Source organism: Candidatus Spongiisocius sp., from assembly GCF_965221825.1.
Lineage (GTDB): Bacteria > Actinomycetota > Acidimicrobiia > Spongiisociales > Spongiisociaceae > Spongiisocius.
Genome location: NZ_OZ244917.1, coordinates 677,820 through 691,443, shown reverse-complemented (window position 1 = coordinate 691,443; position 13,624 = coordinate 677,820). Strand labels below are relative to the sequence as shown.

The following is a 13,624-nucleotide window of genomic DNA, read 5'->3' as shown; positions in this document are numbered from 1 at the left end:
TGGATTGTCCCTACTCCGCCCGCAGTCCTTTAGGTAAGAAAGCATCGGAGGGCTGGCAATGGGTCAGGAACCTGGAACGAGGAGCCGGTGAGCGGGAGGCCGTTCCATACACCCGTGATGCTGGAGGAGGTCGTGAGCTTTTTCTCGCCCATCAAGGATGGGGTGATAGTCGATGCAACCCTCGGCGGAGGCGGTCACACAGCGGCCCTTCTCGCCAGGCTCGACGACTCGGTCAGCGTGCTCGGGATCGATCGTGATCCCGCCGCCATAGGCCGTATGCCGGAGCACGACCGGCTCCGGCTCGTGGTGGCCAACTTCGGTCACTTGGACCGGGTGCTGGCGACACGGGGCTTGGACGAGATAGCCGGCGTTCTGCTTGATCTTGGCGTCTCGAGCCATCAGCTCGATGAAGGGGAGCGCGGCTTCTCGTACCGTCATGAGGGTCCGCTCGACATGCGGATGGGTCCGGATGCCACCCGGACGGCCCACGAGATCATCAACGAGACGCATGCGACCGAGCTCGTGCGGATCATCCGCACGTTGGGCGAGGAGCGGTTTGCCAAGCGAATCGCCGGAAAGATCGTGGAGCACCGGCCAATCGAGACGACTGCTGAACTGGCGGGGGTCGTCCGCCGGGCCATTCCCGCCGCCACCCGGCGGACGGGTGGGCATCCGGCGCGCCGGACCTTCCAGGCGGTGCGGATGGCCGTGAACGAGGAGCTGGGCGCCCTGGCGGCAGCGCTGGATTCCGGGATCGAGGCGCTCCGTCCGGGGGGTCGGTGCGTGGTTATTTCCTATCACTCGCTCGAGGACCGGATCGTCAAGCGGCGGTTCCGGCGAGGGGAGGGCCGGGTTCCCGGCCCTGTTCTTCCCATTCCTCCGCCGGTCGAGCTGGCGAGTCTCGCTCGCGGGGTCGTCAGGCCCGGTGAGGAAGAAGTGCTCCGTAACCCCAGGGCGCGGAGCGCCCGTCTCCGGGCAGTGGAGAAGGTGGCGTGACCGCTCGCCGGCACCCGGTCCCCGCTCCCGCTCCGGCCGGTCTCCGGGTCCTGTCCGGGGGCGGAGAAACCTGGTGGCGCCCGGTCACCTGGGTGATCTACACGGTGGTGGCGGTGGCGGCGTTCCTGGCATTCATCTTTTTGCGGACCGCGGTTGACGAGGTCGTTTACGAGATCAGCAATACGCGGGCCCAGATACAGGGGGAGCTGGAGCGAAAAGCCCGGCTCGAGGAGGAGAAGAGAGGCCTCCAGTCTCCCTGGGAGATCGTGCCGATCGCAGAGAGAATGCTCGGGATGGAGCTGCCCGACGACGTAATCCCGGTGTACGTGGCGGATCCGGCACCGGTTACAGACGGCGAAGCTTCGACCCGGATCGGCGAAGGCCGAGGCTGATGGCGACCAACAAGCCGCGACGACTCGTCAAGCAATCGACCGACGTGCGCTTGTTGTCCATAGCGCTGATCTTCGCCGGATGCTGGGTGTTCGTGGGTTACCAGCTGTACCAGGTCCAGGTTGTGGACGCTGCCGTGTACCGGGAAGCCGCTGACCGCCAACTCATCCGGGTGGAGGAGACGGCGGCGGTTCGGGGCACCATATTCGACCGGCAGAACCGGGAGTTGGCCATCACCTCCCAGTCCCGCTCCATCTATGCGGACCCGCGCCAGATCGAGGATCCTTCGGGAACGGCCTCGGTATTGAGCGAACTGCTCGATGTCGACATCCACGCACTGCGGGACAAGCTGTATTCGGAGAGCACCTTCCAGTTCATCGCCCGCCAGGTCGACACGGACACCGCGGCCAGGGTGGAGGCTCTCGAGCTCCCGGGAATCCACTTCCTGCCCGAGCCCAAGCGGGTCTACCCCTACGGACCGCTCGCCGCCCACGTCGTGGGATTCGTCAACATCGATTCGGAGGGTATCGAGGGGATCGAAGCCGAATACGACGATCTTCTCACCGGCATTCCCGGACGGGTGCTGGCCGAGCGGGCGGCGAGGGGCCAGCTGATCCCGCAGGGCCGCACCGAGATAGAGCCCGCAGTGGCGGGGGCCGATCTGGTCCTGGCGATAGACCGCGAGATCCAGTTCATGGCCTACCGGGAGTGCGTAGAGGCGTTGGCGGTCGCCCAGGCGAAGCGGTGCATCGCGGTCGCCATGGACCCGGAGACCTTCGAGGTGCTGGCCATGGCCGTGGCACCGGCGTTCGACCCCAGCGCCCGAACCCCGGATGACATCGAGTCGAGCCGCCTCATCAACATGGCCGTCCGCTCCGTCTACGAGCCCGGCTCCACCCAGAAGGCGGTGACGGTGGCGGCCGCCCTCAACGAGGGAGTGGTTGCCTGGGACACTCAGTACCTGGTGCAGGACCAGTTCGAGGTCGTCGAGGATACATGTGAGGGCGATGGCGACCAGGGGTTCGGCTGCTACCGGGACTTCAGCCCGCATGAGCCGATGGTGATGACGGTCAGGGACTGTGTCCGCCTGTCCTCGAATGTGTGCATGGTCAAGATCGGTCGCGATCTCGGCGTGGACAAACTTCGCTCGTACCTGGAGGCGTTCGGGTACGGTCAGATCACCGGCATCGACTACCCGGGGGAGGCCGGGGGAGCGGTCAACCTCCCGAACGGCTGCCCGACCTGCCCGGCCTCCGCCTCGATCGGCTACTCCCTGTCGGTCACGGCCCTGCAGATGGCCTCGGTGTACAGCACCATCGCCAACGGTGGCTTCCGCCTCGAACCGCGCCTGATGATCGGTTGGGCGGATGGGGACGGCCTCCGGCATACCGAGCCGTCGCCCGGGACGAGGGTCATATCAGAGGACACCGCGCGCACGGTGCGCCTCTTGCTCAAGTCGGTGGTTGACAGCGGCACGGGCACCAATGCGGCCGTGCCCGGGTACACGGTGGCCGGGAAGACCGGCACCACCCGGAGGTTCGACTCCGACGTGGGGGCATACACAGCGGACTACATCTCCAGCTTCGTGGGAATGGCGCCGGTCGACGACCCCCGCCTGGTCATAGCGGTGGTGGTGGACAGCCCTCAGGTGGGATCGACCGTTGCGGAACGGACCGGCGGCGCGGTGGCCGCTCCGGCGTTCTCCAGGATCATGGAGGCGTCACTCCATCAGATGGGTGTGCGGCCGGATGCCTGAGAATCCGTTGACACTCGCTCGCCTGGCCGCCCGGATCTGCGGTGAATTGAGGGGCGACGGATCGATCCCGATCGACGACGTGACCCACGACAGCCGCGGGGCTGGTCCCGGGTTTCTGTTCGTGGCGGTACGCGGCCGGATCATGGACGGGCACCACTTTCTGGAGGACGCCGCCCGGCGGGGAGCGGCGGCAGCCCTGGTGGAGGACTGGGTCACCTCGGCGCCGATCCCGCAGATCCGCGTCCCCGACACCCGCCGGGTGCTCGGCGTCGCCGCCTCCGTGGTGCATGGCGCGCCCTCCGCCGGCCTGGATATCATCGGGGTGACCGGTACCAACGGCAAGACCACGGTCACGGTCATGCTGGAGGCGATCGCCCGCGCCGCGGGCAGATCGTTCGGGAGGATAGGAACGCTGGGCGTCACCCTAGGGGGGGTCGATGAGACCCTCTCGCACACGACTCCGGAGGGTGCCGACCTGCAGCGTCTCTTGCGAAGAATGGCGGATGGTGGGGTCTCGATGGTGGCGATGGAGGTGTCCTCGCATGCGCTGGCCCTCAGCCGCGTCGAGGGGATCACCTTCAGGGTGGCCGCCTTCACCAACCTGTCCCAGGACCACCTCGACTTCCACGGCAACATGGAGGACTACTACCTGGCCAAGGCCAGCCTGTTCGACGGGCGCGCCTCCGTTCACGTCATCGATGTGAGCACCGCCGCGGGACGCCGCCTCGCCGGCTCGGGTACCAGGCCGGTTGTCACGGTCGGCCGCGGACCCGGCCACGATGTGTCGATCAACTCGCCTGACCCGGACCTGTCCCAAGCCCGTTTCCGGTGCCGGATCGGGGGTAGGGAAGAGACCCTGGAACTGCGTCCCGGAGGCCTTCACAACATCCACAACGCGGCCGTGGCGGCAGGCTGCGCCCAGCAGGTTGGCATCGGACTGGGCGCCGTCAGAGCGGGTCTCGCGGCCATGACCGGGGTCAGGGGGCGGCTCGATCCCGTGGAAATGGGGCAACCCTTCCAGGTACTGGTCGACTATGCCCACAGCCCTGAGGCGGTGGAGTCCGTGGTCCGGACCGCCCGCGCCCACAGTGGCGGGGCGGTGATCGTGGTGGTCGGCGGCGCCGGAGATCGAGATGCCACGAAGCGTCCTCTCCTGGGGGCCGCGGCGGCCCGGGCCGACCTGGCCGTGATCACCTCGGACAATCCTCGAAGCGAGGATCCCGCCTCGCTGGTCGAGCAGGTGGTGGCGGGCACCCGGGATGGTCGGGCCCGCGTGCTGGCGGAGGTCGACAGGGATGCGGCCATCCGGTTGGCCATCGACCACGCCTCTCCCGGCGATGTGGTCCTGATCCTCGGCAAGGGCCACGAGACGTACCAGGACTTCGGTACGCGGGTGGTTCCGTTCGACGACCGGGAAGTGGCTGCCTCATGGCTAGCGGCTCGGCCGGGATAGCGGTCATGCCGGGGGACGGTCTCGCGGGTGGTTTCCGATGATCGCCATGCTCACCGCCGCCACGGTGGCCTTCGGGGTGGCCATCTTCGGTACCGCCTACGCCATCCGCCTGTTCCGGGCGTGGAATATCGGCCAGTTCATCCAGCAGGAACTGGAAGGCCACATGCACAAGTCGGGCACGCCCACCATGGGCGGCATCGTGATCATCACGGCCATCCTGTGCGGCTACACGGTGTCCCAGTTCCGGGTCCGGTTCGATGACGGGGGAATCGATCTGGTCAACACCGGATTCGAAACTCCCGGACTGCTCGTGATCGGCGCCATTGTCGGCATGGGCGTGGTCGGATTCATCGACGACTACCAGAAGCTCTCCAGGTTCCGCAACAAGGGTCTCGGCATCACGGCCAAGCTGATAGGGCAACTGGCGGTGGCCGGTCTCTTCACATGGGGTGCGGTGGCCGGCGGGACGTCCACCGCCCTCGCCTTCACCCGGCCCACGGCCGTCGATCTGGGGGCGGCGGCCTTCGCCATCTGGGTGCTTCTACTGCTCACCGGTTTCTCGAACGCGGTCAACTTCACCGACGGCCTGGACGGGCTGGCATCCGGATCGGTGGCCCTGGTGGCGGCTGCATACATGATCATCGCCTTCTGGATCTTCCGGCACCCCGAGATATATCACGTGGAGGGGAGCCTGGGTCTGGCGACCGTGGCATCCGCCATCATGGGCGCCTCCCTCGGCTTTCTCTGGTGGAACGCCTGTCCGGCCCGGATCATCATGGGAGATGTCGGATCCCAGGCCCTGGGGGGCGGGATCACCGCGGTCGCGCTGCTGACGAACACCCACCTCCTCCTCGTGATCCTGGGCGGCCTGTTCGTCATCGAAGCCCTGTCGGTGATCATCCAGGTAGCGGGGTTCCGGTGGTTCGGGGGGCGACGCGTATTCCGGATGGCGCCGATCCACCATCACTTCGAGATGAAGGAATGGCCGGAGACAACCATCATCACCCGCTTCTGGATCGTCGCCGCCATCGGCGTGGCGCTCGGTCTGGGGATCTTCTACGGAGACTTTCTCGCCGTGGGCCGGGTGGGGGGGTCCTGATGCGGACACTGGTGCTGGGTGCCGGTATCTCAGGGCGGGCTGCGTCGCGCCTGCTCGGCCGCCTCGGGATGGAGCACCGGATCTACGACCGGCGCGCCGACGCCCTCGAAGATGCCCACCCGGGGGCGGAGACAGCCTGCGGGGAATGGGACCCCTCCGTGCTGGCAGGGGTATCGCTGGTGGTCGCCAGCCCCGGGTTCATGCCCCATTTGGCGCCGCTGACGGATGCACGGGCGGCGGGAATACCGATATGGAGCGAGGTCGAGTTGGCCGCCCGCCACCTTGACTGCCCGGTGATCGCCATCACCGGAACCAACGGCAAGACCACCGTGTGCCGCCAGACCACCGAGATGCTGCAGGAGTCGGGTGTCCGGGCTGTGGCGGCCGGCAACATCGGGGTTCCGATCAGCGATGTCCTGCCCGGAAGCTGCGACGTGGTGGTCCTCGAGATCTCCAGCTTCCAACTCCACTACACCTATTCCCTCGCGCCGCGGGTCTCGGTGTTCATGAATGTCGCGGACGACCATGTCGACTGGCATCGATCGCTGGTTGCGTACCGGCTGGCCAAGGGTCGAATCTCCCGCCACCTCACCGACGAGGACCTGCTGGTGTACGACCGGGGGGATGCGGGTGCGGTCGCCCATGCCCTGGGATCTCCCGGACGCAAGGCGCCGGTGACCGGTTCCGAACCGGGCCCGGGCCCGGAGGGGCCGTTCGGGTTGTCCGGCGACGGTCTGGTACTTCCTGACGGTCCGGTTCCCGTCCGGGACATGCCTGATCTCGACTACTCCTTCCGGGTGAACCTGGCGGCCTCGGCCGTGGCCGCCGTCGAACTGGGCGCCGACCCGGCGGCGGTGGCGAGGGTGGTGTCCCGCTTCCGGCACCGGCATCATCGCCGTACCGTGGTCGGCTCGCTCGGCGACGTGACGTGGGTGGACGACTCCAAGGCCACCAACCCGCATGCGGCCATGGCGGCTATCCGCTCCTATCCGTCCGTGGTGCTGATCGCGGGCGGAGTCCGGAAGGGCCTCGACCTGTCCCCCCTGGTCCGGGCGCCCAACGTACGCTACATGGTGGCGATCGGGGAGTGCGGCCCCGATCTGGTGGAGATGGCCCCGGATATGCCCACCGCCCTGGCAGGGTCCATGGAGGAGGCGGTGCGGATGGCCTCCGACCAGGCCCGGGCCGGGGACACCGTCCTGCTCTCGCCCGGCACCACCGGATTCGACATGTTCACCTGCTACGAGCACCGGGGGAACGTATTCATACGCCACGTCGACGAGTACCTGGGTCGGGTCCGGGCGGAGCGGGGTCCGCCGGCGCAGGCATCAACAGGGGCGGCGGAATGAGCAACCGGCTGGCGTCGATCGCAAACCTCCGGGCCTGGGCCCGCCGCCGGGACGAGATCGCCCTGTCGCGATCCAGGGTGGTGGTGTTCGTTCTGGTGCTGACCGCCAGCCTGCTGGTGATCGGCCTGGGCGCGACGCTGTCGGCCTCGTCGGCGTCCGGGATCATCCAGGAGGCGGACCGGTTGGCAGTCTTCAGGAGGCAGTTGCAATGGGTGGTGGTCGGCCTCTCCGCGATGGTGATCATGGCCATGGTCCCCTACACCTGGTACCGGAAGATCGCCCCTTACGCCCTGGGCCTCTCCTTCGCCGGCCTGGTGGTGACCCTGATGGTCGGGGTGAGGCGGGGCGGCGCCAACCGGTGGCTGGAATTCGGCGATCTGACCGTCCAGGTCTCCGAGTTCTCCAAGCTGGCCGTGATCGTTTTCCTGGCCGCCGTTCTCGCCCGCCGTAGAGACCGCCTCGACGAGGCGCGCCAGTGGATGGGCCCGATGGTCTTCGCGGTGGGCGGGACCTGCACCCTGATCGTCTGGCAGCCCGACCTGGGTACCGCCATCATCGTGGCGGGCGCCGCCGGGGTCATGACGATCGCGGCCGGCGTGCCGTTCCGCTACATCGCCGGCATCGGCGCTACGGGATTGGCGGTAATCGGCTACGCGACGTACTCGCTCGAATACCGCCGCCAGCGGTTCCTGTGCTTCCTGGACCCGCTGTCCGACCCGAGCGACGCCTGCTTCCAGTTGATCCAGAGCCTCATAGCTCTCGGAAGCGGCCACTGGTTGGGCGTAGGGCTGGGCGCTTCCCGGTCCCGGTGGGCATACCTGCCCAATCCGTACACAGACTTCATCTTCACCATCATCGGTGAGGAGACCGGTTTCGTCGGAGCGATCGCCTTGCTGGCAGCCCTGGCCGGCCTGTCGCTGGTCGGGGTGTGGGTGGCCTACCGGACCAGCGATATGTTCGCCCGCCTCCTCGCCAGCGGCATCGCCGCATGGCTGGGCGTGCAGTCGCTGGTCAACGTGGGGGGCGCGGTCGGCGCCATTCCTGTCACCGGCCTGGCCCTGCCCCTGGTGTCGGTCGGCGGTAGTGCGATGCTGGTGGCGATGGCCGGGGTCGGGATCCTGGTGAACGTGGCGCGCAACGCTCCGCACGTACCCGAACCGGCGCCGGAACGGCGGACCAGGTGAGGTTCGCAATCGCCGCGGCAGGCACCGGTGGGCACATCTTCCCGGGTCTGGCGGTGGCCGAGCAGTTGGTCGCCTCCGGAGCCAGTCGGGAGCACGTCCTGTTCATCGGTGGAGACCGGATGGAGGCGGACTTGATCCCGAAGGAGGGCTACCCCCTGCTACGGATACGGATTCACGGCCTGGAGAGGCGCCTGTCGGTCCGCAACCTCCGCATCCCGCAGCTGGTCTGGGAGGCCACCCGGACCGTGGCGCGGGAACTCCGTGAGCGCAGGGTCGGGGCCGTGCTGTGCATGGGAAGCTACGTCACTGTGCCCGTCGCCATGGCGGCCCGCCGAACCGGTGTGCCGCTGTACATCCACGAACAGAACGCCGGGGCCGGGCTCGCGAATCGCCTCGCCGGTCGCTGGGCGGACCGATCCCTGGTGTCGTTTCCCGATACGAGGGGGCTGGCCGGGGAGTTCGTCGGCTACCCGCTGAGGTCCGAGCTGACCACGCTCGACAAGGCTGCTGTCCGTCCACAGGGGCTGGTCCGGTACGGATTGGAGTCCGCCCGCGCCACGGTCGGGGTGATGGGAGGGAGCCTCGGCGCCGGCGCGATCAACGACGCGGTCACCGCCCTGTCGGCGAACTGGAAGGGGGGACCCGTCCAGATAGTCCACCTCGCGGGCGCCCGGAACCGGGCCCAGGTGTCGACCGCCGGAGATGCGCCCTCGGTGACGAGGCGGGTGCTGGGCTTCGAGGACCGGATGGACCTCTTCTACGGTGTTGCGGATGTGGTGATCGCCCGGGCCGGCGGTGGACTGATGGAGGCGGCCGCCACCGGCACTCCCAGCATCCTCGTACCCGGTTCGTTCGCAGGCAGCCATCAGGTCGGCAACGCCCGGGCCATGGTCGAAGCAGGGGCCGCGTTGCTGGTCGAGGAGGCAGGACTGGGCTCACTGGGCGGGACTCTGGAGGACTTGCTGGCGGACCCGGAGCGACGCGACCGGATGCGCCGAGCCGCAATTGACGCAGCATGTCCGGGTGCTGCTGCCACCATTGCCACCATGATGATGGATGGCGCGGATGTCGCGGCTCGATGAGAGCATACGAATCCACCTCGTGGGGGCGGGGGGCGCCGGGATCGGCCCGCTCGCCAAGTTGCTGTCGGCCATGGGTCATGCCGTATCGGGCTCCGATCAGGTTGCGAGCGCCGGCCTGGAAGGGCTGGACGGTCACCGCGTAGCGACCTGGGTGGGAAGCCGTCCCGATCGGATGGCGGAGTGCGACCTGGTGGTTGCCTCGTCGGCCGTTCCCGCCACGGACCCGGAACTGGTGGCGGCGGGAGAGTCCGGGGTCACGGTTTGGGATCGTCCCCGGCTTCTCCGAGAGATCACCACTCGAATACCGACCCTCGGCTTCACCGGCACGCACGGCAAGACCACCTCCACCGCTCTGGCGGTGACGGCCACGAGCGCCCTGGGGATCGACGCTTCCTTCATCGTGGGTGGCGACCTGGTGGGTTGCGATAGCAATGCGCACCTCGGCGCGGCGGACCTGCTGGTCCTCGAGGCCGATGAGGCTTTCGGAACCTTCGCCCACCTGGTACTGGCGGGGCTCACCGTGACCAATGTCGACTCCGACCACCTGGATTACTACGGGACGCAGGAACACCTGGAGGATGCCTTTCGAGACGTGGTCGACCGGGTGGACGGCCCCGTGGTGGTAGGGGTGGACGATCCGGGTGGTCGTCGCCTGGCCGGGCGAACCGGGCGGCCCGGGTACGGCACCTCCCCCGAGGCGGTCTGGAGAATCACGGATGTGGAGCCCGGGCCCGGGTCGGTGTCCTTCCGGCTCGGCGGCCGGTTTCCTCCCGGCTCGGTGAAGGTGGGTAGGCCCGGCATCCATACCGCCCGGAACGCCTGTGGAGTGCTGGCCCTGCTGTCCGAGCTGGGTTACGACCTGACGGCGCCGATCGAGAGCCTGGCGCGCTTCGGCGGGGTGCGCCGGCGGCTCGAACATCGGGCCACGGTCGGCGAGGTGACCATCATCGACAGCTACGCCCACCATCCTGCCGAGGTGGCGGCCGACATCGAGGCACTGTCCCCGGTGGATCGGAACCGGCTCTGGGTGGTGTTCCAACCCCACCTCTATTCGAGGACTCTGGCGCTGGCCTCCGAGTTCGGGGAGGCCCTGGCCGGGGCGGACCGGGTGGTGGTGACCGACATCTACGGGGCTCGCGAGGCGCCCCCGCCGGGAGTCACCGGGGAGTTGGTAGCCGACTCGGTCCGTGACCGGCACCCGGAGGTCCGCTACGTGGCGGGCCTGGAGGAGGCGGCGGACCTGGTCGCCAGGAACGTCCGGCCGGATGACATGGTCCTCACGCTGGGCGCCGGTGACATCACCACCCTGCCGGACCGCCTGGCCGACCTGCTGGCCGCCCGCCGATGAAGGACTGGGACGGACTCGTAGCCGGTGGCCATGTCCGGGCAGGAGTGGAGCTGTCCCGGCTCACCACGTACAAGCTGGGCGGACCGGCCCGCTGGTTCTGCGAGCCCAGTTCCCTGGAGGATCTACGGTCGGTGGCCGTGGCTGCCCGGGCACGCGGGATCGAACTGGTCGTCATGGGACGGGGAAGCAACCTGGTGATCTCCGACGAGGGATATTCCGGTCTGGTTATCCGGCTGGGCGCCGGGTTCAGGAAGGTAGAAGTGGACCCGGAGTCCCGGATCGTCCGGGCGGGAGCGGCCGTCAGCCTGCCCGTGCTGGCTCGCCGGATGGCCGGCGAGGCCTGGTCCGGGTTGGAATTCTACGTAGGCATACCCGGTTCGGTGGGAGGCGCCGTCCGCATGAACGCCGGCTTTTTCGGTGTCGAAACTGTTGATGTGATCAGGTCGGCCTCCATCCTGAACGCCGGTTCCGGATCGGTGGCCGAACGGGCGGCCGACCGACTCGGCCTCGGCTACCGCACCAGCAACCTGGGTCCCGATGAAGTCGTGCTGGATGCCTCCTTTTCAGTGCGTGGAGGTGATCGGGATCGGATCGCGGCCCTGATGCGGGAGGCGATCCGCTGGCGGCGCGATCACCAGCCCGGCGGAACCCTCAACGCCGGTAGCGTGTTCCGCAACCCTCCGGGAGACAGCGCCGGTCGGATCATCGACGCGCTGGGGCTGAAGGGGATGCGCCGCGGTGGCGCTCACGTCTCACAGAAGCACGCCAACTTCTTCGTAGTGGATCCGGGCGGCACGGCGCAGGATGTGTTCGGACTGGTCTGGGATGTGAGGCAACTGGTACTCGACAGAACGGGAATCCTGCTGGAACCGGAGGTGAGGTTCATCGGGTTCCCGCGAGATGGGATGGGGCGGCCGCGAAGAGGAAATCAGGATTGACCATCGAGCCCCGCATCGCCCGTCGGCGGCAGGAAGTCGCCGAGCAGCAGGCTCGAGCTCGCCTCCGGAGGTCCATCTGGATGCTGGTCATCCTGGCCTGCGCCGGTGGTGTGGCCTGGTTCCTGGTGTCCCCGTTCATGAGTGTTGATGAGGTGGTTGTCAGAGGCGCGGTTCACGTGCCGGTCGAGGACATACTCCGCCGGAGCCGGGTTGTCGAAGGTAGGCCGCTGGTAGCCATCCGGGCGGGCACGGTGGAAACGGACCTCATGGAGGATCCGAGGATCGCCGCCGCCTCCGTCAAACTGGTGTTCCCCACCCGCGTAGAGGTGGTTGTGAGGGAGCGGGTGGACACCGCCTGGATCAACTTGGGGGACCAATGGGGGGTGCTGGCCGCCGATGGAGTGGTGCTGGCCTATGCGCCCACGCCGACCACCCGCCTTCCGCAGATCCGCGTGGTAATCGATGATCCCGGGCTGGGCGCCAGAATCGAGGCCCCGGAGGTCGGCGGGGCGCTGGACTTCATCGCCGCGCTGCCGGATCACCTGGCCGAGCGGAGCCTCTTCGAGGCCAGCGACGGCGAGCTCTGGGTCTGGGTGGGCAATCGGATCGCGCGGCTCGGCCTGCCGAGTGACATGCAGGCGAAGGCGACCTCGCTCCTTACGATCCTCGACAGCGCACCGGTGGGACTCATCGATGTCACGGCCCCGAGCCGTCCTGCAGTCCGGCCATGGGACTCCGTCGGCAGGACCCTGCCTGGCCTGGAATACCTTAAGTCTCAACTAGAAGCAGAGATTTATCTAGAACCTTAAGGATGTGGATGGCGTATGCTCCGAGTCTCCACTAGAACGCGAAGCTGTGCTTGTAGCATATGCACGTCCTGAGCGGACCGTCAGTGCCGAAGCGGTGGATGGAAGGAACGACATACGCATGACCGTTATCAACGAAAGCCCCCTCCGTAGCTACGTGGCTGTCATCAAGGTGGTCGGGGTAGGTGGCGGCGGCACGAACGCCGTCAACCGCATGATCGAGGCCGGAATCCGGGGAGTGGAGTTCCTGGCCGTCAACACGGACGCTCAGGCCCTGCTCATGTCGGAGGCGGATGTCAAGCTCAACATCGGTGGCGAGCTCACGAGAGGACTGGGCGCCGGTGCGGACCCGTCGGTGGGTAAGACCGCGGCCGAGGACAACCGGGAGCAGATCGAAGAGGCGCTGGCCGGCTCGGACCTCGTCTTCGTGACCGCCGGCGAGGGAGGAGGAACCGGGACCGGAGCCGCTCCCGTGGTCGCCGACGTCGCCCGCAACCTCGGCGCATTGACAGTCGCTGTCGTGACCAGGCCCTTCGGGTTCGAGGGCCATCGCCGTTCCAAGCTGGCCGAACAGGGCATCGCTGCGCTCCGCGAGGCGGTCGACGCCATGATCGTCATCCCGAACGACAACCTGCTGGCGGAAGCCGATCGGTCCACCACGATGATGGAGGCTTTCGCGATGGCTGACCAGGTGTTGACGGACGGGGTCAACGGCATCGCCCAGATCATCACCAACCCAGGCCTGATAAACGTGGACTTCGCAGATGTCAAGACGGTTCTGGGAAGCGCAGGTGCGGCCGTGCTCGGCATCGGACGGGCATCCGGAGAGAGCCGGGCGGTCCAGGCGGCCCAGCAGGCGATGTCCAGTCCCCTGCTCGAGACCACGATGGACGGGGCCAAGGGCGTCCTGCTCTCGATCTGCGGCCCGCCCGATATGACGCTGGCGGAGGTGAGCGAGGCAGCGCTGGCCGTCCAGGAGCATGCCGAATCCGATGCCCAGATCATCTTCGGCGCCACGTCCGACGAGTCGGTCGGCGAGGAGCTTCGGGTGACTGTCATCGCCGCCGGGGTGGGATCGCCCTCCGGCGGTCCGTCCGGATCGGGCGCATCAGCGCGTCCCCGGTACACCGACCGGTCGGAGAGCGTTTTCCGCGGGGCCGAGGAGGATCCTCTGGACATTCCCGACTGGCTCCGGGAATAGAGGGTCTAAGCGGCCGGTTGCC

Annotated in this window: 12 protein-coding genes; all 12 read left to right on the top strand. The window is 67.8% G+C overall.

The genetic code is table 11. The features are described 5' to 3' along the window. Positions 1–87: 87 nt before the first annotated feature. The 12 genes from rsmH to ftsZ all read left to right on the top strand — a co-directional run bounded on the left by rsmH (position 88) and on the right by ftsZ (position 13,602). Positions 88–996: a 16S rRNA (cytosine(1402)-N(4))-methyltransferase RsmH gene (gene rsmH, locus ACOQPD_RS03200; RefSeq protein ID WP_420613462.1), complete on the top strand. Its 909-nt coding sequence runs from the start codon at positions 88–90 to the stop codon at positions 994–996. Next, positions 993–1,388 (top strand): hypothetical protein, encoded by a 396-nt coding sequence (locus ACOQPD_RS03195; protein ID WP_420613461.1) that lies wholly within the window; start codon positions 993–995, stop codon positions 1,386–1,388. Before rsmH ends, ACOQPD_RS03195 begins: the two co-directional genes overlap by 4 nt. Then, complete coding sequence (locus ACOQPD_RS03190) at positions 1,388–3,142, top strand: peptidoglycan D,D-transpeptidase FtsI family protein (RefSeq protein ID WP_420613460.1); 1,755 nt, start codon at positions 1,388–1,390, stop codon at positions 3,140–3,142. Before ACOQPD_RS03195 ends, ACOQPD_RS03190 begins: the two co-directional genes overlap by 1 nt. Beyond that, positions 3,135–4,595, top strand: coding sequence for a UDP-N-acetylmuramoyl-L-alanyl-D-glutamate--2,6-diaminopimelate ligase (locus tag ACOQPD_RS03185; protein WP_420613459.1), 1,461 nt, complete (start codon positions 3,135–3,137; stop codon positions 4,593–4,595). Before ACOQPD_RS03190 ends, ACOQPD_RS03185 begins: the two co-directional genes overlap by 8 nt. A gap of 37 nt (positions 4,596–4,632) precedes the next feature. Further along, on the top strand, positions 4,633–5,694 hold the full coding sequence (gene mraY, locus ACOQPD_RS03180; protein WP_420613458.1) for a phospho-N-acetylmuramoyl-pentapeptide-transferase: 1,062 nt from the start codon (positions 4,633–4,635) through the stop codon (positions 5,692–5,694). After that, positions 5,694–7,043 carry a UDP-N-acetylmuramoyl-L-alanine--D-glutamate ligase gene (murD, locus tag ACOQPD_RS03175; protein ID WP_420613457.1) on the top strand — a complete coding sequence of 450 codons (1,350 nt, stop codon included), beginning with the start codon at positions 5,694–5,696 and terminating at the stop codon, positions 7,041–7,043. Before mraY ends, murD begins: the two co-directional genes overlap by 1 nt. Then, positions 7,040–8,227 (top strand): FtsW/RodA/SpoVE family cell cycle protein, encoded by a 1,188-nt coding sequence (locus ACOQPD_RS03170; protein WP_420613456.1) that lies wholly within the window; start codon positions 7,040–7,042, stop codon positions 8,225–8,227. Before murD ends, ACOQPD_RS03170 begins: the two co-directional genes overlap by 4 nt. Next, the gene (locus tag ACOQPD_RS03165; RefSeq protein ID WP_420613455.1) at positions 8,224–9,309 is read left to right on the top strand and encodes a UDP-N-acetylglucosamine--N-acetylmuramyl-(pentapeptide) pyrophosphoryl-undecaprenol N-acetylglucosamine transferase; all 1,086 of its coding nucleotides are present in this window, start codon (positions 8,224–8,226) and stop codon (positions 9,307–9,309) included. The genes ACOQPD_RS03170 and ACOQPD_RS03165 overlap by 4 nt, the downstream gene beginning before the upstream one ends. Further along, positions 9,293–10,657 carry a UDP-N-acetylmuramate--L-alanine ligase gene (murC, locus tag ACOQPD_RS03160; RefSeq protein WP_420613454.1) on the top strand — a complete coding sequence of 455 codons (1,365 nt, stop codon included), beginning with the start codon at positions 9,293–9,295 and terminating at the stop codon, positions 10,655–10,657. The genes ACOQPD_RS03165 and murC overlap by 17 nt, the downstream gene beginning before the upstream one ends. Continuing rightward, entirely contained in the window at positions 10,654–11,595 is a 942-nt protein-coding gene (gene murB / locus ACOQPD_RS03155) for a UDP-N-acetylmuramate dehydrogenase (protein WP_420613453.1), read from the top strand. The genes murC and murB overlap by 4 nt, the downstream gene beginning before the upstream one ends. Next, entirely contained in the window at positions 11,592–12,404 is an 813-nt protein-coding gene (locus tag ACOQPD_RS03150; protein WP_420613452.1) for a cell division protein FtsQ/DivIB, read from the top strand. The genes murB and ACOQPD_RS03150 overlap by 4 nt, the downstream gene beginning before the upstream one ends. Before the next feature lie 118 nt (positions 12,405–12,522). After that, positions 12,523–13,602, top strand: coding sequence for a cell division protein FtsZ (ftsZ, locus tag ACOQPD_RS03145; protein ID WP_420613451.1), 1,080 nt, complete (start codon positions 12,523–12,525; stop codon positions 13,600–13,602). Positions 13,603–13,624: the final 22 nt, after the last annotated feature.

What these genes read in the sequence shown, in the direction of transcription:
- ACOQPD_RS03190 (WP_420613460.1), top strand. Translation starts at nt 1,388, where the DNA reads ATGGCGACCAACAAGCCGCGACGACTCGTCAAGCAATCGACCGACGTG.
- ACOQPD_RS03185 (WP_420613459.1), top strand. Translation starts at nt 3,135, where the DNA reads ATGCCTGAGAATCCGTTGACACTCGCTCGCCTGGCCGCCCGGATCTGC.
- mraY (WP_420613458.1), top strand. Translation starts at nt 4,633, where the DNA reads ATGATCGCCATGCTCACCGCCGCCACGGTGGCCTTCGGGGTGGCCATC.
- murD (WP_420613457.1), top strand. Translation starts at nt 5,694, where the DNA reads ATGCGGACACTGGTGCTGGGTGCCGGTATCTCAGGGCGGGCTGCGTCG.
- ACOQPD_RS03170 (WP_420613456.1), top strand. Translation starts at nt 7,040, where the DNA reads ATGAGCAACCGGCTGGCGTCGATCGCAAACCTCCGGGCCTGGGCCCGC.
- murC (WP_420613454.1), top strand. Translation starts at nt 9,293, where the DNA reads ATGTCGCGGCTCGATGAGAGCATACGAATCCACCTCGTGGGGGCGGGG.
- murB (WP_420613453.1), top strand. Translation starts at nt 10,654, where the DNA reads ATGAAGGACTGGGACGGACTCGTAGCCGGTGGCCATGTCCGGGCAGGA.
- ftsZ (WP_420613451.1), top strand. Translation starts at nt 12,523, where the DNA reads ATGACCGTTATCAACGAAAGCCCCCTCCGTAGCTACGTGGCTGTCATC.